General features: G+C 69.8%; 15 protein-coding genes. 7 read left to right on the top strand and 8 right to left on the bottom strand.

Features of this window, described 5'->3' with window-relative positions:
* Positions 1-28: 28 nt before the first annotated feature.
* On the bottom strand, positions 29-985 hold the full coding sequence (locus ACFWF2_RS06730) for a cupin domain-containing protein (protein WP_379305334.1): 957 nt from the start codon (positions 983-985) through the stop codon (positions 29-31).
* 82 nt (positions 986-1,067) lie between these two features.
* On the opposite strand from ACFWF2_RS06730, the gene ACFWF2_RS06725 reads away from it, so the two are divergent.
* Both ACFWF2_RS06725 and ACFWF2_RS06720 read left to right on the top strand, forming a co-directional pair.
* Positions 1,068-1,763, top strand: coding sequence for an alpha/beta hydrolase (locus ACFWF2_RS06725; protein ID WP_379305332.1), 696 nt, complete (start codon positions 1,068-1,070; stop codon positions 1,761-1,763).
* A gap of 94 nt (positions 1,764-1,857) precedes the next feature.
* The gene (locus tag ACFWF2_RS06720) at positions 1,858-3,015 is read left to right on the top strand and encodes an epoxide hydrolase family protein (protein WP_379305330.1); all 1,158 of its coding nucleotides are present in this window, start codon (positions 1,858-1,860) and stop codon (positions 3,013-3,015) included.
* A 1-nt stretch (position 3,016) separates the two neighbouring features.
* On the opposite strand, the gene ACFWF2_RS06715 is transcribed toward ACFWF2_RS06720, so the two are convergent.
* Positions 3,017-3,421 carry a hypothetical protein gene (locus tag ACFWF2_RS06715; protein WP_379305328.1) on the bottom strand — a complete coding sequence of 135 codons (405 nt, stop codon included), beginning with the start codon at positions 3,419-3,421 and terminating at the stop codon, positions 3,017-3,019.
* A gap of 155 nt (positions 3,422-3,576) precedes the next feature.
* Here ACFWF2_RS06715 and ACFWF2_RS06710 point away from each other — a divergent pair, with 155 nt between their 5' ends.
* Positions 3,577-9,609, top strand: coding sequence for an amino acid adenylation domain-containing protein (locus tag ACFWF2_RS06710; RefSeq protein WP_379305326.1), 6,033 nt, complete (start codon positions 3,577-3,579; stop codon positions 9,607-9,609).
* Between the two features lie 33 nt (positions 9,610-9,642).
* On the opposite strand, the gene ACFWF2_RS06705 is transcribed toward ACFWF2_RS06710, so the two are convergent.
* Together ACFWF2_RS06705 and ACFWF2_RS06700 are read right to left on the bottom strand one after the other, a co-directional pair.
* The gene (locus tag ACFWF2_RS06705; protein ID WP_379305324.1) at positions 9,643-11,151 is read right to left on the bottom strand and encodes an AMP-binding protein; all 1,509 of its coding nucleotides are present in this window, start codon (positions 11,149-11,151) and stop codon (positions 9,643-9,645) included.
* Positions 11,152-11,213: 62 nt separating this feature from the next.
* Positions 11,214-12,494, bottom strand: a complete 1,281-nt coding sequence (locus tag ACFWF2_RS06700; protein WP_379305322.1) for a lipase family protein — start codon at positions 12,492-12,494, stop codon at positions 11,214-11,216.
* Positions 12,495-12,589: 95 nt separating this feature from the next.
* Here ACFWF2_RS06700 and ACFWF2_RS06695 point away from each other — a divergent pair, with 95 nt between their 5' ends.
* The 4 genes from ACFWF2_RS06695 (at position 12,590) to ACFWF2_RS06680 (ending at position 17,522) form a co-directional block, all read left to right on the top strand.
* Positions 12,590-13,270, top strand: a complete 681-nt coding sequence (locus tag ACFWF2_RS06695; RefSeq protein WP_379305320.1) for a TetR/AcrR family transcriptional regulator — start codon at positions 12,590-12,592, stop codon at positions 13,268-13,270.
* Positions 13,271-13,419: 149 nt separating this feature from the next.
* Positions 13,420-14,898, top strand: coding sequence for a serine/threonine-protein kinase (locus ACFWF2_RS06690; RefSeq protein ID WP_379305318.1), 1,479 nt, complete (start codon positions 13,420-13,422; stop codon positions 14,896-14,898).
* Positions 14,885-16,129 carry a hypothetical protein gene (locus ACFWF2_RS06685; RefSeq protein WP_379305317.1) on the top strand — a complete coding sequence of 415 codons (1,245 nt, stop codon included), beginning with the start codon at positions 14,885-14,887 and terminating at the stop codon, positions 16,127-16,129. Before ACFWF2_RS06690 ends, ACFWF2_RS06685 begins: the two co-directional genes overlap by 14 nt.
* Before the next feature lie 4 nt (positions 16,130-16,133).
* Complete coding sequence (locus ACFWF2_RS06680) at positions 16,134-17,522, top strand: serine/threonine-protein kinase (protein WP_379305315.1); 1,389 nt, start codon at positions 16,134-16,136, stop codon at positions 17,520-17,522.
* Positions 17,523-17,529: 7 nt separating this feature from the next.
* Here the strand turns inward: ACFWF2_RS06680 and ACFWF2_RS06675 are convergent, their stop codons facing one another.
* From ACFWF2_RS06675 to ACFWF2_RS06660, 4 genes are all read right to left on the bottom strand, one after another.
* Positions 17,530-18,444 (bottom strand): dioxygenase, encoded by a 915-nt coding sequence (locus ACFWF2_RS06675; RefSeq protein WP_379305313.1) that lies wholly within the window; start codon positions 18,442-18,444, stop codon positions 17,530-17,532.
* 121 nt (positions 18,445-18,565) lie between these two features.
* A complete protein-coding gene (locus tag ACFWF2_RS06670) occupies positions 18,566-18,985 on the bottom strand; it encodes a PIN domain nuclease (RefSeq protein ID WP_379305311.1) in 420 nt (139 codons plus the stop codon).
* Entirely contained in the window at positions 18,982-19,200 is a 219-nt protein-coding gene (locus ACFWF2_RS06665; RefSeq protein WP_378853253.1) for a type II toxin-antitoxin system VapB family antitoxin, read from the bottom strand. The genes ACFWF2_RS06670 and ACFWF2_RS06665 overlap by 4 nt, the downstream gene beginning before the upstream one ends.
* A gap of 95 nt (positions 19,201-19,295) precedes the next feature.
* Positions 19,296-20,387: an ABC transporter substrate-binding protein gene (locus ACFWF2_RS06660; RefSeq protein ID WP_379305308.1), complete on the bottom strand. Its 1,092-nt coding sequence runs from the start codon at positions 20,385-20,387 to the stop codon at positions 19,296-19,298.
* Positions 20,388-20,405: the final 18 nt, after the last annotated feature.

Below are 20,405 nucleotides of genomic sequence, written 5' to 3'. Positions count from 1 at the left end.
CGCACCTGCTCGGGTGCGCCGCCGTCGGTCATTGTGCGCGCTTGCGCCAGCGCAGGGGCGGCATGCCGTAGCGGCGGTGGAAGGCGCGGTTGAAGGCGGCCTCGGAGTGATAGCCGACGGCGCCCGCGACGCGGCCGACCGGTTCGGTGGTCGAAGCGAGCAGATGGGCGGCGTGTTCGAGACGCCGGTCGGTGACGTAGGCGCCGGGGGATCGGCCGAGTAGCCGGGTGAATCGTTCGGTGAAGGTGGAGCGGGACAGGCTGGCCAGTGCCGCGAGTTCGGCGACCTGCCACTGGCGGTCGGGGTTGTTGTGGATCGTGGTGAGGACCGGGCCGAAGGCGGGATCCAGCGCCGCGGTCAGCCAGCCGGGGGCGGCGCCGTCGGCGGACCAGGCACGCAGCGCGTGGATGAACAGCAGGTCCAGGATGCGCGAGATCATCACGCCGGCACCGGGTCTGGCGTCGGTGACCTCGACGACGAGTAGTTGCAGACTCAGGGTCAGCCAGTCGCGATCGGCGCCGGCGCGGATCAGTACCGCGGCGGGCAGTACCGACAGCAACGGATCGGCGATCGTTTCCTCGACCCCGAAAGTGCCGGTGACCCAGCGCGGCGTCGCCGGATCCGTCAGGTCCTGCACGCGGCGGAAACTGTCGGCGGCGGTGAGATCGCGCTCGGCGGGAGCGGGCGATCCGGCGCTGAGCACGTGGCGATCCCCTCGGGCGAGCAATGCCATATCGCCCTCGCGCAGGGTGAACGACTGTCCGTCGACGTGGAGCTCGAGGTCGCCTCGCTCGGCGATGTGCAGCAGGCGAATACCACTCGGAATCGCTATCGCGAACGGTGCCGGGGGCGCGCACCGGACGAGCCGATCGCCGCGCAGCCGGACGGTGTGCAGGATGTCCGACAGGGCGTCCAGCTCGGTATCGGGTGCGAGGGGACTGCCAGTGGTCGGTTGATCGGCAAAATTTCCCGGCCTAACAGTCATGGTATTTGCCTCATCATCCAAATATCGTGGATCTTGCTCGTCGCGTCAATCGGCGCGAACCCGACCGGCAGAGAGGAATGACATGGCCGCCAAGCCGACAATCGTTCTGGTTCATGGTTTCTGGGGTGGTGCCGCGCATTGGGCGAAGGTGATCGTGGAGTTGAACCGGCGTGGCTATTCGGCGCAGCACGCGGTCGAGAACCCGCTCACCTCGCTGGCCGAGGACGCCGAGCGGACCAGGAAGATGGTCGCCCAGGTCGACGGCCCGGTGCTCCTGGTCGGGCACTCCTACGGTGGTGCGGTGATCACCGAGGCCGGTGACCTGCCCAATGTCGCGGGCTTGGTCTATGTCGCGGCCTTCGCGCCCGATGCGGGGGAGAGCCCCGGTGCGATCAGTCAGGAGCAGCCGCCCGCCGCGTTCGCCGATATCGCGCCGGATTCGGACGGCTACCTGTGGATCGCGCAGGACAAGTTCCGCGAAAGCTTCTGTCAGGACCTGACTTCCGACGAGGCGCTGGTGATGGCGGTGACACAGAAGGCACCGCTCGCCTCGACCTTCGGTGACACGGTGACAGCGCCCGCGTGGAAGGCGAAGCCCAGCTGGTATCAGGTGTCCACGGAAGACCGGATGATCCATCCGGACAACGAGCGCCGGATGGCCGCGCGGATGAACCCGCGCAAGACCATCGAACTCGCCGCGAGCCACGCGTCGCTGGCCTCGCAGCCGGGGCCGGTGACCGACCTGATCGAGACGGCGGCGCGCGACATCGCGGACTGAGACGCCGGAAACGGCGGCGGAGCGATCCGCCGCCGTTCCGCTGTCCGCGGCGATGGGGCCGAAGTCCTCCGCTGCGGTCCGTAGCGTCGTCGGTATGAGTAGCGAGATCGTCCCATTCCACATCGACACCGCCCAGTCGGACCTGGATGACCTGCACCGCAGGTTGACCGAGGCGCGCTGGCCCGACCAGCAGCCAGGCGCGGAATGGAGTCGCGGTGTGCCGGTGGAGTATCTGCGGGAACTGGCCGAGTATTGGCGCACCACCTACGACTGGCGGGCCGCCGAGGCGGAGCTGAACACGTATCCGCAGTTCGTCACCGAAATCGACGGCCAGCGGATCCATTTCCTGCATGTGCGCTCCGCGCGGCCGGAGGCGACGCCGTTGCTCCTCACGCACGGTTGGCCGGGGTCGATCGTCGAATTCCTCGACGTGATCGGCCCGCTCACCGACCCCGGCGCCCACGGCGGCGACCCCGCCGACGCCTTCCACCTGGTGATCCCCTCCCTGCCCGGGTACGGATTCTCCGGTCCGGTAACCGAACCCGGCTGGAACGCGCCCAGGATCGCCGCGGCGTGGCTCGAATTGATGAGCAGGCTCGGCTACGAGCGGTATGGGGCCCAGGGTGGCGACTGGGGCGCGTTCATCACCCCGGAGGTCGGGCGCGCGGGCGGTGACCGGGTGATCGGCATCCACGTCAATGCCGCGACGTTCGGGTTCATCCCGTTCGGTCCGGTCTCCGATGCGGAGAAGGCGACGATGACCGAGGCCGAGCTCGCCCGGCTGGACCGGCTCGCGCTGTTCAAGAGCGAGGGCAGCGGCTACTTCCGCATCCAGTCGACCCGTCCGCAGACGCTGGCCTACGGCCTGCACGATTCACCGATCGGCCAGCTCGCCTGGATCGTCGAGAAGTTCAAGGAGTGGACGTTCCCGGCCGACGGCCTCCCCGAGGCGGCGGTGGACCGTGATCGCCTGCTCACCAATGTGATGCTCTACTGGCTGACCGGCACCGCGGGCTCCTCGGCCGCCCTCTACTACGAGGCGATGCACACCCGCTCCTGGCCCACCTCGCCGCTGACGACGCCGACCGGTGTCGCCGTCTTCGCCGAGGACGTCGCGATCCGCCGTTACGCCGAGGGCAATGCCGACATCGTGCACTGGTCGGAGTTCGACCGTGGCGGGCATTTCGCGGCGATGGAGGCGCCGGACCTGCTGGTCGGGGATATCCGCGCGTTCTTCCGGGGTCTGCGCTGACTCAGCGATCCCACGGTGCCCGCAGATCCGGGTCGTCGAAGGCTTTCGCCGCGTCCAGGTAGAGCGCGGAGATCCGGTGCTTCACCCGGTCGCGGTCCGCTTCGGAGATGTCGGCTTGATCGAGCCGGGCCGCGGCGTTGGTGACGGCGTGGAAGACCCGGGTGGGCTGTCCGTCGATGATGTCGGCGACCGGGAACTTGTAGTCGGCCTCGGTGGCCGGGTTCCCGCCGGGCTGCCGGTACAGATAGATGCCGGCCAGCTTGCGCGGATCGCCCTTGGCCCATTCGAGCGCGTCGTGCTCGGCGCGGTGACCGTTCCATTCGTGGTCACGCGGCGCCCACGGGAGATCCAGGTCGGCGGCATTGTCGGAGGTGGGCGGGACATCGCCCTCGGAGTGCGCAACCATGTTTCCTCCTCGTACGGCGGCGACGGAGCAACGGCACCGGGACGGCGCGACGTCATGGATCACTGTCCGCCATGATAGCAATCACGCTGCTACCTGCGGTTTGCCCATGGAATTCGGGCTTTTCCGAGCTGCGTGGTTGCGGATCTAATCGGGAGATGACCGCGATCGGACAGCAGGCCACCCTCGGTGCGATCCTCGGTCGCGGCGGCACCGGCGACCGGATCGCCGTCGTCGACGGTGGCCGTACCTGGACCTACGCCGCCATGGCCGACTCGGCGAATCGGCTCGCCAGGGAGCTGATCGCGCACGCGGTCGGCCCGGAAACCGTAGTGGTGCTGGCGCTGCCGCGCTCGGCGGAGCTGGTGCGGGCGGTGTGCGCGGTCGCGGCGACCGGCGCCGCGATTCTGCCGATGGACCTGCGCCAGCCGCAGGCCCGGCGCCGCTATCTGCTGGCCGACTCCGCCGCCACGATCGGCATCACCACCCGGGCGATGCTCGCCGACCTGCCCGCGTGGATCACCTGGCTGGTGCTCGACGACCCGGACCTCGTGCGGCGCTGCGCCGACCGCGATCCGGCTCCGCTCACCGACGCCGACCGCGTCCGGCCGACACACCTCGATCAGCTCGCCTACGTCCTCTACACCTCCGGGTCGACCGGTGCGCCGAAATCCGTCGCGGTGACCCATCGCGGTCTGGCGCCGCTGGTCGCCGAGGTGTCTGCACGGCTCGGCTCCCTGCGGAACGCGCGCGTATTACAGTCCGCCTCACCGGGTTTCGACATCTTCGTGCACGAACTCGTCCTGACCTTCACCCATGGCGCGACCGCGATCATCGTGCCACCGGAGATCACCGGTGGCGGTGAGCTCGACGAGCTGATCGCGGGGCAGCGCGTCACCCACGCGGTGCTCACGCCGGGCGTGCTGGCGACCCTCGACCCGAACCGGCACGTGACGCTGCGTGGACTGGTGGTGGGCGGTGATGTCTCCGATCCGGCGCTGGTCGCCCGCTGGGCGCCCGGCCGGACTTACGTGAACAGCTACGGCCCGACCGAGACGACCGTGGTCGTCACCGCAGCGCCGCTGGTGGCGGGCGGGCCGGTCGTGCTCGGTCCGGTGTTCGACGGCTGGTCGGCGCGGATCCTCGACGAGCGGTTACGTCCGGTGCCGCCCGGCGAGCCCGGTGAGCTGTACCTGTCCGGGCCTGGTGTCGCGCGCGGCTACCGGCGCAGGCCGGGTGCGACCGCGACGCGCTTCGTGGCCGATCCTTTCGATCCGGCGGGCGCGCGAATGTATCGCACCGGCGATCTGGTCCGGGTGCGTGCCGACGACGGCATGACACTGGAATTCCTCGGCCGCACGGATTTTCAGCTCAAGGTGCTCGGCATCCGGCTCGAGCCGGGCGAGATCGACGCGGTGCTCACCGGACATGAGGCCGTCCGCTCCGCTGTCACGACCGGGTGGCGGACCCCAGCGGGTGCGCTGGTTCCGGTGAGCTATGTGACGCCGGAGCCGGGGCGCGCCGTCGATACCGGCGCGCTTCTGACGTTCGCGCGGGAACGGCTCGCCGCGCACGCGGTGCCCGCGGCGGTGGTTGTCCTCGACGAGCTACCGCTGACCCCTGTCGGCAAGGTCGACCGGGCCGCGTTGCCCGCCCCGGTGTTCGCGTCGAACGGTGGTCCGGCGCCGACGGATTCGGTCGAACGGCTGGTCGGCACCGTCATCGCCGGTCTGCTCGGCGTGGAATCCGTCGGTGTCGACGACGACTTCTTCGCCCTGGGCGGCAACTCCCTGCTCGCCGCCCAGCTCGGCGCGCGATTGGCGGCGGCGACCGGCAAGCACGTCCCGGTGCGCACCGTGTTCGACGCGCCGACGGTGGCGCGGCTCGCGGTGGCGGTACGGCACCTGTCGAAGACCGCGCCGCGGCCCCCGGTGACCCGCCGCGGTCGGCCCGCATCGCTGCCCCTTGCTCCTGCCCAGCAACGCTTGTGGGTCCTGAACCGGCTCGACCACCGGTCACCGGCGGACAACATCGCGCTGGCGGTGCGGCTGCGCGGGCCGCTCTCGGTCGCCGCGCTGGGAGCCGCATTCGATGATGTGGTCGAACGGCACGAACCGCTGCGCACGCTCTACCTCGACGAGGACGGCGTCGGCAGCCAGCACATTCTGCCGATCGATCGCGCGCGTACCGCTCTCGCCACGGTTCCACTCCAGGCGGCCGAGCTCACTGCCGCGCTGGCCGAGTTCGGAACGGACGGTTTCGATCTCACCACCGAATTGCCGCTGCGGACACGTCTTTTCGCCCTGGGCGAGGACGATCATGTGCTGGCCGTTGTCGTCCACCACATCAGCGCCGACGGCTGGTCGCTCGGTCCACTGCTGCGGGATCTGCTCGGCGCGTACACGGCGCACCTACGTCAGACCGGGTGTCGCCGAGCGAGTTTCCCGACAGCTGGCACCTCCGCCGATCCGGCACTCGCGGCGGGTGTGGTGCCTGAGGCAGATCGGGTGCCTGGGGCGGGTTCGGCACCCGAGGCACGACGGGTGCTCGCAGCGGATTCGGTGCCCGGGGCAGGTCGGGTGCTCGCGGCAGATCCGGCGGCCGAGGCAGATCCGGCGCCCGAGGCGGATTGGGCCCGAGGGGAAAGTGGGCCGCTCGCACGCGCGCTTGCGCCGCTGCCCGTCTCGTACGTCGATTACGCACTGGCGCAGTGGGACTGGATCACGCACGACAACGGTGCGGCGATGCTTGACGGGCAGCTGCGGTATTGGCGGGCCAGGCTCGCCGGACTGGCTCCGCGACTGGAACTGCCGGTCGACCGCCCGCATCCGCCGGTCGCGTCCGGGCGCGGTGCGGTGAGCACCTTCGAATTCGACGCCGAGCTCACCGCCCGGATCCGCCGGATCGCGGTGGCGCACGGCGCGACCCAGTTCATGGTGCTGCACGCGATACTCGCGGTGGCACTGGCCCGCTCCGGTGGCGGCGCGGATATCGCCATCGGCACACCGGTGGCCGGGCGCGCCGGACCAGAACTCGACGATCTCGTAGGCATGTTCGTCAACATGGTCGTGCTGCGCATGACGGTCGACCCGGCCGACCCCTTCACAGCGTTGCTCACCCGCGCCCGCGACATCGACCTCGGCGCCCTGGCCAACGCCGACATCCCGTTCGAACGGGTCGTCGAGGCTCTGGACCCGCCCCGCACCCGCGCACACCACCCGCTGTTCCAGGTGGTGCTCACCGCCGCGACCGATGCGGGCACGGTCGGAACCGACCTGGGCGGACTGACAGTCGAACCCGTCGACCCGGTCGAATCCCCGGCGAAATTCGACCTCCAGCTGACGATGTCGGACCCTGCCGCGGCCACCATCGGCGTGGCGATCACCTACGCGACCGACCTGTTCGACCGCGACACGATCGACCAGCTGGTCCACACCGTGGAGCGGATCACCCGCGCGGTCACCGCGAACCCGTCGGCCGCGGTCGGCGACATCGACCTGATCGACGAGACCGGCCCGGTGGCGGTACGGGCCCCCGCGTCGCACCGCCCCGACCAGCGCACCCTGGGCGACCTGTTCGACCTCGCCGCGCACCGTCATCGGAATGCCGTCGCGATCCGGGCAGGCGAAACCACCGTGACCTACGGGGAACTCGACGACCGCAGCGCCGCCCTCGCCCGGGAATTGGTGGCGGCCGGTGCGGGCCCGGAGCGCCGGGTCGCCGTCCGCATACCCCGCTCGGCCGACCTGGTCGTGGCGATCGTCGGCGTGGTGCGCAGCGGCGCGGCATATGTTCCCGTCGATCCCGACTATCCGCCCGACCGGATCGACTACCTGTTGGCCGACGCACGACCGGTATGTGTGATCGCTTCGGGCTTGACCGTCCACGGGGTCGACGAGCCGGGGCAGGGATCGGTGGCCCGAACCGAACCGGTCCGCAGTGCCCGCGCGGAGAACGTTGCCTACGTGATCTACACCTCCGGCTCGACGGGGGCACCGAAAGGGGTGGCGGTCGAGCATCGTCAGGTCGTCGCGCTGCTCGAGCGGACCCGGCGCGTCCTGTCGACCCGGTCCACCGATGTGTGGGCGCTGTTCCATTCGGTCGCGTTCGACTTCTCGGTGTGGGAACTGTGGGGTGCGCTCACGACCGGTGCGACGCTCGTCGTCATCGACAAGGACACCGCGCGCTCACCGGAGCAGCTGCGGGAGCTCCTTGTCCGCGAGCGGGTTTCGGTGCTCGGTCAGACCCCATCCGCCTTCGCCGGGCTGGACGACGCCGATGCTCGTGCCACCGGTGCTCGACTTGCGTTGCGCAGCATCGTCTTCGGTGGTGAGGCCCTCGATCCGCGACGGCTCTCCGCTTGGATCGGTCGGCACGGCGCCTCAGGTCCCGCACTGGTCAACATGTTCGGCATCACCGAGACCACGGTGCACGTCACGCACACGAGGATTGCCACCGGTGCTCACACCCGGGCGGGCAGCCCGGTCGGCCGGCCGCTCGACGGATTCACCGTGCAGATTCTCGACGACCGGTTGCGGCCGGTGCCGACGGGTGTCGTCGGCGAGATCTACGTCGCCGGTGCGCAGGTGACGCGCGGCTACCTGCGCCGGCCCGGTCTGACCGCGACCCGGTTCGTCGCGAATCCCGGTTCCGTGGGCGGTGTCCTGTACCGCTCGGGTGACCTCGGCCGGTGGACACGCGAGGGCACACTCGAACACTTCGGGCGCGCGGATCGGCAGGTGAAGATTCGCGGTTTCCGCATCGAGCCCGCCGAAGTCGAAGTGGCACTGCTGGATTGCCCCGGTGTCGGCGCCGCCGCCGTGGTGGTGCGCGACGATCCGGCGACCGGTCCCCAGCTGGTCGGCTATGTCGTACCGGGTGGCAGGAAAGGTGCGATCACCGGCGGTGGCAACGGCGCGATCATCGATGCCGGGAACTCCGCGGTCACCGATGGCGGGAACAGCGCGATCACCGGGGGCGGGTACACACCGCTCACAGGTAGCGGGGTCCGCGCGCAGCTGCGTGATCGGCTGCCCGAGCATCAGGTCCCCGCGGCGGTCGTCGTCATCGACGCGCTGCCCCTCACCGCGAACGGCAAACTCGATCTCGGCCGGTTGCCGAGCCCCGCGTTCAGCTCCGATCGTGCCTACCGCGCACCCCGGGGCCCGGTAGAGCAGCGGATCGCGGCGGTGTTCGCCGAGTTGCTCGGTCGCGATCGGGTCGGCGCCGACGATTCCTTCTTCGACCTCGGCGGCAACTCGATGGTCGCGACCCGGTTGGTAGCGCGGCTGCGCTCCGAATTGCCGGCCGAGGTCGCCCTGGCCTGGCTGTTCAGTGATCCGTCCCCGGCCGGCCTGGCACGCCGGATCGCCGAGGACACCGGCGAGGAATCGGCGCTGGCGCCGGTGCTCGCCCTCCGCGCGCGTGGTAGCGGCGCACCGCTGTTCTGCGTCCATCCGGTGGTCGGCCTGTCCTGGAGTTTCGCCGGTCTGTCCACCGAGCTGGACTGCCCGCTGTACGGCGTGCAATCCCCGGCGATCGTCGAGGACGCGCCGCCGCCCGAGTCGATCGACGCGCTCGCCGCCGACTACGTGACCAGAATTCGCGCCGTCCAGCCGCACGGACCGTACCGGCTGCTCGGCTGGTGCGTCGGCGGCGTGATCGCGCACGCCATGGCCGTGCGATTGCAGGATCTGGGGGAGCAGGTCGACGTGCTGGCGATGCTGGACTCCTTCGTCGGCGACGTCGGCTACCGCAGCGAGGCGCCGGTGACCGTCGGCGACCTGCTCGGACAGTTCGGCACCGAACACGAACTCGCCACGCCCGTCACCGATTTCACGCCGGAGGACGCCGTGGCACTGGTGTCGAACCTGCCCGGCCCGTTCGACGAGCTGACCGAGGAACGGGTGCACCGGCTCTTCGCGGGCATCCTGCACGCCCAGGTGATCGGTGCGGCGCATCGCCCCCGTGTCTTCCACGGTGACCTGCTGTTCTTCACCGCGGACCGCGACGACCGCGGCGAGGGCAGAGCAGCCGGGGCGTGGCGGGACCACATCGCCGGGAACATCCGCGATGTCGCCGTCGACGCCACCCACTGGGACATCACCGGCGCGGCCGCGCTGCGAACGATCGGGCCCGTGCTGGCCGCCGCGCTCGAGGGGTGGGCGACGGCACAGCGCGCCGCGAGCTGACGGTGGTGGCGGCCCCTCGTCGCCACCACCGGGTCAGTGCAGCGCCGCCAGGCCGCGACGGTCGATCTTCCCGGTCGGCGTGCGCGGGAGTTCGTCGACGAACACCACGTCACGGGGAGCTTTGAACCGGGCCAGATGGGATTTCACATACGCGCGGACCGCGTCGGCGTCGAGGTCACCCGCACGGACGACGAAGGCGGCGAGGCGCTGCCCGAACTCCTCGTCGGGGACGCCGATCACCGCGGCCTCGGTGACGTCCGGATGCCGGTAGAGCAGGTCCTCGACCTCGCCGGGAAAGACGTTCTCGCCGCCGGAGACGATCATGTCGTCGTCCCTGCCGTCGATGAAAAGCCTTCCGGCGGCGTCGAAATGGCCGAGATCGCCGGTGCTCATCAGGCCGCCCCTGAGCTGTTTGGAGCCGCCGCCGGAGTAGCCGTGGAAGGCGATCGAGTTGCCGACATGGACGGTGCCGACGATTCCCGGCTCGCTGACCCTGGTGTCACCGTCGTAGAGCGCCACGGTGATGCCGACCGGCGGTCTACCCACCGTGCCGGGAGCGGCGATCCAGTCCTCGGGGGTGGCGATGGTGGCGGTGCCGGTCTCGGTGCAGCCGTAGAAGTTGTAGATGACCGGGCCGAACGTCTCGATCGCCCTGGTGCCCAGCGACGAGGGCAGCGCGGCGCCCGCCGTGAACACGATTCGCAGCGAGCTGGTGTCGGTGGCGGACAACACTTCTGGGCCGAGATCGAGAATGCGGCGCAGCATCGTCGGTACCAGCACCACCATGTCGGCACGATGCTCGCCGATCTGGGTGAGCGCCCGGTGGGCATCGAACCGGCCGTGCACCACGATGGTCGAGCCCAGATTCAGCGCCAGAATGAACTGCGACAGCGCCGTGCCGTGGAACAGCGGCGCGCACAACAGCATGGTCTGCCCGCGACGCAACGGCACCCGATCGACGAATTGCGCACCGGCCAAGGGCGATTCGACCCGTCGCGGCGCACCCTTCGGCGTTCCGGTGGTACCGCCGGTGAGCAGGACGAAACCGCCCTGCTCGGCCGGGACGGGCGCCCGGGTTCCCGGATCGGCACCCGCGGTATCGAGCAGAGTGATGCCGTCGGCCAGCTCACCGCCGAGAGCGGACAGGCTCTGGTCGAGCACGAGGGCCCCGACCTGTTCCCTGGCGAGCACATCACGCAGTTGCGCCGCACCGAAACCGGTGTTGAGCAGCACCAGCCGCGCACCGAGTTTCCCTGCGGCGGCCATGGTTTCGACCAGCGGCAGCCCGTCTGGGCACAGCACCCCGATGGTGTCCCGCGCGGTCAGGCCGTCCGCATGCCAGCGGGCCGCGATCGCGTCACTGCGCTGATCGAGTTCGCGATAGCTGATCCGCCGAGCACCGTCGACCAGCGCGACCCGATGCGGTGTGCGCCGCGCCGAGGTGCGGATGCCGCCGGCGATCGGGCCGAAAACGCGCATCGCACGGGCGGTACGGACGAGCTGATCGGGACGCCGCAGGTCGACGAGTCCGGCCCGCTGCATGACACGGAGCTGTCGTGCCGCTGTGCTCGCGGCACGTGCCCAGGTAGCCGCGCGAGAACGGCTCAACATACCCGCGGCCCCGGGTCCGCGCCCGCGGTTACCGCGAGCAGCCAGGCGACGGTCCCGATCTCGGGAACGATCTCGGCACTGATGTGCTCCGACATCGGCACCCAGAACATGCGCAGATTCACCCCGCGCGCACAGTAGGCGGCGGCGATGTCGTCGATGGCCAGTTCGGCGGGCAGCAGCTGATCGGTGGTCGAATGCCACATGAGCAGGGGAATGTCGGGGGTGTTCTCGGGGCGGCCGAAGCTCGCCGCCGACAGCGCTTCGTGCGCCGCGGCCAGCGCCGCCTGCGGATCGGTCAGATAGTCGACGACCGGGCGCAGCAGAGTGGAGGCGACGGCGGTGTAAAGGCAGCGGTTCTCCAGATCGCGGGCGACCTGGTGTCCCTCCGGAGTGAGGTACCGCTGCAACGCCTGATCGAACTCGGGGTATTCGCGGGCCAGGCCGAGGATGGCGAGCCAGCCGGTGAAGTTGGCCTGCGGCTGCTGACCCGAGATGGCGAACGGCGCGATCGCGACCTTGTCACCCGGGATGCCGCCCTGGGCGCTGCCCCGGATGTCGAGCTCAGGGGCGTAGTGGCGGCGCTGTTCGGCCGCCGACGCCGAGGAATTGCCGCCGCCGGAATAGCCCCACAGGCCCACCGGCGACGCTGCGAGACCGAGGCCGCCGCGCTGCGCCGCGCGGATACCGTCGAGCACCATCCGGCCCTCGGCCGGGGACATGATCGTGTTCCGCTTGCCGTCGAAATCGGTGACGACCACCGCGGCGCCCGCGGCCAGGAACTGCGCGATCAGCGCGACTTCCTTCTGGATTCCCGCCCGCAGCGTGTACGAGGGATTGCACTGCTGACCGAGGCTGTCGATCGCCTCCTGATACGAAATCAGCGGGCGCGCACCGGGACCCAGCCACGGAATGCCGGGCACGAGCACGGTGGTCGCGGTCGCGAGCGGGTTGTCCTGGGCATCGGTACTGCGCAACAGCAGCTGGGTGGTGTGCACCGGGACGGGGATGCCGAGCGTGTAGGTCTGCACGACGCGGCTGCGGATGACATCGCCGTTGGCGTAGCCGCCGAAGTCGGCCGGATCGTCGTACCAGGGGTCGTTCTGCGGTGTCGGTAGCGGCACGACCGCCGGATACACCTGTGCCTCGTTCGGCAACGGCGGCAGTTCGAAGTCCTCGCCGACGGCGGGGCCCGCGGCCAGTGCCAGCACCGCGACGCCGAGCAGGGCGGTGGCGCCGAGGCGCCGGGATCGGTAGGTGGCCGTGCTGCGCTGCATGGCATCTCCTTCACTAGGTGATCCCGATTACAGCAGGTTCCCTTGTTTAGAACAAGAGTTCTTGTTCTTATTGCGTGATCGGTAGGCTGAGCTGCGTGACGTCGACCGAGAAGACTCAGCCTCGCTCCCGGCGCATCCAGGGTCTGGACGCCGAGCAACGCCGCGCGCGCAGGCGCGAGCAGATCCTGGCGGCCGCGTTCGAACTGATCGCCGCCGAGGGGTACGTCAACACCGCGATCGAGCAGATCTGCCAGACCGCCTTCGTCGGCAACAAAGCCTTCTACGAACTGTTCGACAGCAAGGAGTCCTGCTACCTGGCCCTGCTCCAGCAGCTCAGCGAACGCGCGCAAACCGAGGTCGCCACCGCACTGGCCGAATGCACCGGCGACCGCCACGAGGTGATCTCCACCGTCGTCGCCGCCTTCGCTCACGCCCTCGTCGACGACCCCCGCGTCGCCCAGGTGACCTTCGGCGAAGCCAGTGGCATCTCGGCCAAGGTGGAACAGCAGCGCCGCATCAACCGCCGCTGGGCCGCCCAATTCCTCGAAACCCTCTGGCGCGAATACGGTTTCGTTCCGGACGGCGGCATCGGCATCGACCTGCACGCCCTCGCGGTCTCCACCATCGGCGGCCTCTTCGACACCGTCGCCGACTGGTTGCATCGGACCGACGCGGGCTCCACCGGCGAGATCGACACCCTGATCAGGGATCTCACCACGTTCACCGACATCGTCCATCTGGGATTGGCGGCTGCGGCTGCCCGCTCGACGGACTGAGCGAAGTCGAGGTTTGCCGGCGCGAATTCGGGGTAGGGGCGTGTTAATCTTCGGAACGCGTTCGCCGAGAGGGTGATTCGCTGATCGGAGCTCGGGGGGAATGGTGGCGCGCCGAATTCTGGGCCGTGCTGAGCTGACGGCTGCGCGGGGTGACGGTCGCGGTGTTGCGGCCGGGTGAGGAATTCGCTGGGTATCGCATTGTGCGGCAGCTCGGCGCGGGTGGCATGGGTGCGGTGTATCTGGCTCGCCAGCCGCAGTTGGCTCGGTCTGTCGCACTGAAGGTGCTCACGGGCGAGGACGACGCCGAGAGCCGGGCGCGGTTTCTGCGCGAGGCCGAATTGGCTGCGCGCCTGCAGCATCCGAATGTCGTCTCGGTCATCGACCGCGGGGTGTCCGACGGGCAGCTGTGGATCGCGATGCAGTTCGTGTCCGGTAGCGACGCGTCCGAGGTCGCCCGCCGTGGTCTGTCCGCGGAGCGCGCAGTGCACATCGTCTCCGAAGCGGCCAGGGGTTTGGACGCCGCGCATGCGGCCGGACTGCTGCATCGCGATGTGAAGCCGGCCAACATCCTGGTCTCCGCGCGAGACGGGGAGCCGGACCGGGTGCTGGTCACCGATTTCGGGATCGCGCGCGCGGTCGAACAATCCACCGCGCTCACCGCCGAAGGCACCATCCTGGCCACCTTCGCCTACGCGGCCCCCGAACAACTCGAGGGCGGCGCGATCGATCACCGCGCCGACGTGTACGCCCTCGGCGCCACCCTGTTCCACCTGCTGACCGGGACGGTCCCGTTTCTGCGCGACGATCCGGTCACGATGATGTACGCGCATCTGACCGCGCCGCCACCCCGCCCGAGTGCGGTGAAACCGGCGCTGTCCCCGCGGTTCGACGCGGTCATCGCCCGGGCCATGGCCAAGGAGCCGCGCGACCGCTACCCCAGTTGTGGCGCGCTGGCCGAGGCGGCGAACGCAGCGTTGCGCGGCGAACCGGAGCCGGAGCTGCCGAATCCGCGTCGCAGGCAGCGAGTCCTGGTGGCGGGTGCGGTGACCGCCCTCGTCGTCGCGGTGGTCCTCGGGCTGACGGTGTGGCCGTCGTCGGCGCCGTCGACGGTCGCCGCGCCGTCGAGCTCGCCTGCCCCGGCTCCGATCGCCGACGACTCCGGGCCCTGGGGTGTCTACAGCTTCGTGGCGGCCCAGTTCCCGAATCTGCTGCCGTCGTTCCCGCTTGCGCTCGGCTATCGGGGAACATTCTGCCGGGCAGTGGATTCCAAGGACGCGACCACCAGCGTCGCGCTCAATCGCGCACCCGGCGAGCTGGCCACCCTGCGCTGTGACGGCGACGGCGATCCACTCGAAATGGTGGCCGTCACCTGCACGACACAGCGCACGCCACGACCGAAACCCAACTTCGTCTTCGGCACCCAGCGCGGCGAACAACGCTGGACCAAAGGTGCCGAATCCGGCACGGCGGTGTGGGGTGACGGCACGACCACGAACGGATACATCTACGGGATGATGGTCACCTTCGACAGCCCCGACCGGAACTTCTGCTACCTCTACTCGTTCGGCTACAACGAGATCGCCGGTCGCGACCTGTTCGAGAAGTGGTGGATCGATGCGCCGCTCTAGCCGACTGCTGCGGTGGCTGCCGCCGATCCTCGTCGCGGGTCTGCTCGCGGGCTGTGGCGAGACGCTGCCGGGGACACCGCGACCCGCCACCCCGGATTTCGCGGGACTCGATGTCGGACACTGGAATACGAGCCCGCTCGCGGTGCCGGACAACGGCAACGCCGCCTACGGTCGAATTCTCGAGTCGGTACGGATCGCCGAGGCGGTGATCCACCCGGTCGACCTCGATTCCACCCTCCTGTACTCGGTGACGGCGTTGGTGCCGACCCCGCTGGCCTCGGTCGGTATCCTCGCGGCCGCCGCCCGGCCTGTCCTCGCCGAACACGGCATGGTGGCAGGGTATTCGGTGACCGCGGCCGACACCGGTGGCGAACGAACGACGCTCGCCGCACGGTCGACGCTGACGCGGGTGACCGTGCTCAGCTTTCCCGACGCCGCCGCGGCGGCATCGGCCGCGCGGGAGGTCGGCGCCGCCGATTTCGCGGCGGGGCCCGGCAATCAAGCCGTCGAGATCCCCGGATATGAAGGAGTGCACAGTCATTGGCGTCCCGGCGTGCCGACGCTCGGCGTGTACGCCGCGCACGGTTCCTTCCTGGTGGCGCTCTACATCCGGCTACCCGAGCCCGACGCGACCGCCTTGGCGACGGTGGCGGCGACCGCCCTCGACGCCCAGTTGCCGAGACTGGACCAGTTTGTGCCGACCCGCGCCGAACAGCTGAGCGCCCTGCCGCTGGATCCGGATGCGATGCTGCGCCGCATGCTTCCTCTGCGCTCGGGACAGTGGATCTACCCGTCCCTGAGCCGCCGCGAGAACTACTTCGACGAAGTCACCGTCGCCATCGGGCTTCGGATGATCGGCGGTGTCGTCCTCGGTCCCGGCGCCGTCGATCACGAAGCGCGCGGCGAGCAACGCGAGTACGGGATCGAGCGGGAGGCGGTGGCCGGTGTCGAGACCCTCTACCGGCTCCGGGACGCGAACAGCGCGCGGCGCTATTACGACATGATCGTGCGGTCGATCGCCGAATCCGGTGACGGCGATCGCACGGTGATCACCGCGCCCGCCGCTGTCCCGGACGCGCACTGTTACCGCATCGAATTCCATGGCGCCGATCCTTACCACCGTTGCTACCTGCTCGATGGCGAATATGTGGCGACGGTGATCGGTCCGGACGAGACGTTCGTGCGCCGCCGGGCCGCTGCCCAGTACGTCCTGTTGGTCAACAGTCGGTAGGGCGATGCGAGAGCTACCGTCCGGCACGGTCGTCGCCGGATATCGGATCGAGCGACGGCTCGGGGCCGGTGGCACCGGCGCGGTGTATCTGGCCCGGCATCCACGCTTGCCCCGCCACGACGCGCTCAAGATCATGGCGGGACCGCGCAGTGCCGTCGGCGGGTTCCGGGATCGATTCCGGCGGGAGGCCAGGCTGGCTTCCCGGCTCGACCACCCCAATGTGGTGGCGATCTACGACAGCGGGGAGGACGGCGATCTGCTCTGGATCGCCATGCAATGCGTCGACGGACGCGATGCCGCCGAGCTGGTCCGGGAAGGCGGACTGCCCGCGGAGCGGGCGATCGCGATCGTGGCCGCCGCGGCGCGTGGTCTGGACGCGGCGCACGCGGCCGGTCTGCTGCACCGCGATGTGAAGCCCGCCAACATTCTGGTGACCCGGGACGATCGGGTGCTTGTCGCCGATTTCGGGATCGCGAAGGAAGTTGGCGACACCACGGCGACCGGCACCGTGGCCGCGACGCCCGCGTATGCTGCTCCCGAACAGATCACCGGCGGCCCGCTGGATCGCCGCGCCGATGTCTACGGTCTCGGTGCGACGCTGTATCACCTGGTGACCGGGCAGGTGCCCTATCCGCGCGAGACGACCGCCGCGATGCTGCACGCCCAGCTGTCCGCACGGCCGCCACGCCCCAGCCGAGCCGCGCCCGCGCTGCCGGTCGCGCTGGACGCGGTGATCGCGCGGGCGCTGGCCAAAGATCCGGCGCAACGGTACGCGAGCTGTGGCGAATTGGCCGAGGCGGCGCGGGACACGCTCGGCGGCACGTCCTTTCGCCGGGTGCGCCGGATTCGGCAGGCCGCTGTCGCGGCAGTCGCCGTGCTCGCGGTGACGGCAACGCTCGTCGCCGTCGGTTCCCCCGGCGGCGTACCCGCGACGACGGCGGCCGTGCAGTCCACCACACAGCTTCCCGTGTCTCCTTGGGGCAGTTCGGATTTCATTGTCGCCGCGTTTCCCGAGTTGCTGCCGTCCGCGCCGTCTGCGCCCGGCTACCTCGGCCTGACCTGCGCATCGGTCGACGACGCGCAGCAGCCGGCGATCGTCTGCATCGGCGACAACGAGACAGTCTGGTGGCTCATGGTGAAATGCCGCACCGACCGGTCACCGCTCGGGCGGGCGGCCACGCAAGCAAGCCGGGATGAACTCGAAACCTGGACGCGAACAGCGAGTTCGGGAACCGCGGTATTCCGGACGAACCCCGACCAGTACCGAACACAGGTCGGGAACATCGAGGTCCGCTTCGACAGCCCCGACCGCGACTTCTGTGAGCTCCAGGCCTATGGCCTGACCACCGGCCGCGAACTCTACGAGCAGTGGTGGCCGACGGCCCCGGTCTAGCGCGCTGTCAGCGTCGCGCGGGGCCGCCGGGCGGTGGTGAACCGTCGGGGCCGCCGCCGGGCATCGACCCCGGGGCTCCGCCACCCGGAGGGGATCCGGGAGAACCGTTGCCGGACTGGGCGTTCTGTGACTTCTCGGCGACACCGACGGTCAGGGAGACGGCCATGGTGGTGGCCGGAGTTCCGGTGACGGTGGCCAGTTCGGCGTCCCAGCCGTCGCCGAAGACATTGTCCGAGGACAAGCTCACGCCGGATATGTTCTCGATGCTGGCCGAGTAGCCGGAGTCGGCGGCGAAGACGGACTCGCAGGCGTCCTGGGGGAGGGCGATCTGGGAGGTGAGGCGGGCGTTGTCGCCCGCTACCGCGGTGGCGAGGGAGTCGTAGACCTCGAAGTGGATGTGGGGCCAGCGGCCCGCGTAGCAGGCGGGGAAGATCGAGGTGAAGCGCACGGTGCCGTTGTCGTCGGCTACCTGGACGCCGCGCAGGTAGTTCTGGTCGGTGACGCCTTCGCTGTAGAGGGAATAGCGGCCTTCGCGATCGCAATGCCAGACATAGACCGCCATGCCCGCGCCGGCGGCATTCTTGGTGAGGTCACGCAGGTTCAGGGTGAGAGTCATCGGAACACCCTGGGCGACACCGGAATACGATCCGAAACTGCTGGTGATGTCGGAGCGGACAACGCCCGACTCGATCAGGACATTGGGGCCGTTGGACCCGTCACCAGGGTAGGGGCCCGCTGTTTCCTGAGGCGCCGCTGCCGGGATCGCCGAGTCCGCCGCGGTGTCCGTGGCGACACCCGAGTCCGTCGCCGCCGCGCAGCCCGCCGCCGCGGCCGCCACGCCCGCGGCGCCGATCATGCCGAGCACCCGACGGCGCGACATCACCCGCAGATCGTGCCCGAGTCCGAGGTCGTGGTCGTCCATGCTGCTCCTTCGCTCATACCGTGTCGTCGACGACGGTAGGCGCGGGCACTGCGCCGGAGCTGGGAACACCCTGGGGGTTCGCTGGGAGCCCGGCGGGGCTGGGACCCCGGCTTCGGCGAATTCACGGGGCGTCACAAGGCGTGACAAACGTGACCGGTTGTCCGGTGACGCGGGCCACGGCCGTGAAATCCTTGTCGTCGCAGAGGATCGTCAATCGGTGATGCTCGGCGGTAGCGGCGATGAGCAGGTCGACAGGCCCTGCTGACCGATGCAGACCCTGTTCGGTCATCAGTTGCTGTACTTCGGCGGCGCGTTCGACGACGCGGTCCGGCATGGTGACCCAGCCGAAAAGGTCGCGAAGATGTCGTTGCCGCTCCAGCCGGTCTGCCAGCGATCGGGCCGAGTAGAGAAACTCCAGCTCGACGATCGGGCAGATCGCGACCACACCCGCGGTCAGCTGGTCTGCCCATGACTTCCGGTACGGCTCCGTAGCGATGCGGAACAACCCTGACGTGTCGACGAGGTAGATGGCCGGCGTCACCGGCGGTAGGCGGACTTGTTGCCGAGGTACTCGTCGAAGTCACCGCGGTCGGCCATCTCGCCCAGAGCGGCGAGAGCGCGCATCCGTACGAGACGCTGGCCGACCTCGCGCAGAGCCGCGTTGACAGTGTCCTTCTTGGTCTTGGTGCCGAGAACCTCGGCGGCGGTCGCCAGTGCTTCCTGGTCGATCTCGATCGGAGTCTTGGATGTTCCCACTGCACTCACCTCGTCGGATATCCGATGTTCCAGCCTTGGATATCCACGGTATCACCGGGGCCGTGACGGTGGGTCGGTGCGACCGACGCTCCCGGTCAGTCGGTGACGTAGCCGTTGAGGCTGTTGCGCAGGTCGGTGAGGACGGCGCGGGCGGCGGTGAGGCCGGTGGTGTGCCAGATGCTGTCGTCGACGGCGAAGACGCGGCGGTCGGTGGAGGCGCTGAGTTCGGTGAACTGGTCCGAGCGCAGGACCTGTTTGCCGTGGTCCTCGCCGGCCTTGCCCGCGAACATCACGTAGATGAGGTCGCCCTCGGCCTTGGTGGCCAGGTCGGCGGCGCCGATGTCGAAGGAGGTGCCGCGCTGGGCGGTGGGGCGCTGGACGCCGACGTCGGACAGGACCTGGGCCGCGAAGGTCTCGCTGCCCTGGACCTGGGTGGTGTCGGCGGTGAAGCGCAGCACCGAGGCTTGCGACTGGCTCGCGTTCAGCGTTTTGCCGAGGTCACGGGCCTCGGTCAGGTAGGTCTGCAGGGCGGTGTCGGCGGCGCCGCGGCGGCCCATGCCTGAGGCGTAGGCCGCGAAATCGGACTGCCAGCTACCACCGGCGCCGACCAGCACGGTCGGGGCGATCGCGCTCAGCGCCTCGTAACCACCCGCCGGGGCGACATCGCCGAGGATCAGGTCGGGCTTCAGTTCCGCGATGCGCGCGGGATCGGGCTGCCCGATCGGGCCGACGCTGGGTACCTTCAGCACGCCGTAACCCAGGTACATCGGCTGCGGGCGCTCGCCGTCGAGGGTGACCGCGCCGGCGACCCGCTCCCACAGGCCGACCGCGCAGGCCGCGTCGAGCGCCGAACTGGTGAGCACGACGATGCGCTGCGGGTCGGCGGGGACCTCGGAGACCCCACCGGCATGGGTGACCGTGCGGGTCGCGCCCGCGGCGGGATCGGGTGCGCTCGGCAGCGGGCAGGCGGTCGCGGTGTCCCTGGCCGCGCCGACCACGCCCGCACCGGCGATATTGGTCGTGGTGCGGATGATCGTGCTCGCGTCGTCGTGCTTGTCCGCGCAACCCGCGGTGACCACGGCCGCGCACAGCAGCGCGGCGACAGCGACGATGCCGCGTGAGCGGGCGCGGCGGCCCTGCTTCGCGGTGCGACGGAATCGGGTGCCTTCTCGGGCGATCACCGGCATGCGCACGAGGGTACTGCG

The sequence above is a fragment of the Nocardia sp. NPDC060259 genome (assembly GCF_042728775.1).
Taxonomy (GTDB): domain Bacteria; phylum Actinomycetota; class Actinomycetes; order Mycobacteriales; family Mycobacteriaceae; genus Nocardia.
Note: the sequence above shows the minus strand (reverse complement) of the source record. Positions and strands in the feature narration are given on the sequence as shown.

Bases quoted from the DNA above. Each gene is read 5' to 3' on its own strand.
- ACFWF2_RS06730 (WP_379305334.1), bottom strand. From the start codon at position 985: ATGACTGTTAGGCCGGGAAATTTTGCCGATCAACCGACCACTGGCAGT.
- ACFWF2_RS06725 (WP_379305332.1), top strand. From the start codon at position 1,068: ATGGCCGCCAAGCCGACAATCGTTCTGGTTCATGGTTTCTGGGGTGGT.
- ACFWF2_RS06720 (WP_379305330.1), top strand. From the start codon at position 1,858: ATGAGTAGCGAGATCGTCCCATTCCACATCGACACCGCCCAGTCGGAC.
- ACFWF2_RS06715 (WP_379305328.1), bottom strand. From the start codon at position 3,421: ATGGTTGCGCACTCCGAGGGCGATGTCCCGCCCACCTCCGACAATGCC.
- ACFWF2_RS06710 (WP_379305326.1), top strand. From the start codon at position 3,577: ATGACCGCGATCGGACAGCAGGCCACCCTCGGTGCGATCCTCGGTCGC.
- ACFWF2_RS06705 (WP_379305324.1), bottom strand. From the start codon at position 11,151: ATGCAGCGGGCCGGACTCGTCGACCTGCGGCGTCCCGATCAGCTCGTC.
- ACFWF2_RS06700 (WP_379305322.1), bottom strand. From the start codon at position 12,494: ATGCAGCGCAGCACGGCCACCTACCGATCCCGGCGCCTCGGCGCCACC.
- ACFWF2_RS06685 (WP_379305317.1), top strand. From the start codon at position 14,885: ATGCGCCGCTCTAGCCGACTGCTGCGGTGGCTGCCGCCGATCCTCGTC.
- ACFWF2_RS06680 (WP_379305315.1), top strand. From the start codon at position 16,134: ATGCGAGAGCTACCGTCCGGCACGGTCGTCGCCGGATATCGGATCGAG.
- ACFWF2_RS06675 (WP_379305313.1), bottom strand. From the start codon at position 18,444: ATGGACGACCACGACCTCGGACTCGGGCACGATCTGCGGGTGATGTCG.
- ACFWF2_RS06660 (WP_379305308.1), bottom strand. From the start codon at position 20,387: ATGCCGGTGATCGCCCGAGAAGGCACCCGATTCCGTCGCACCGCGAAG.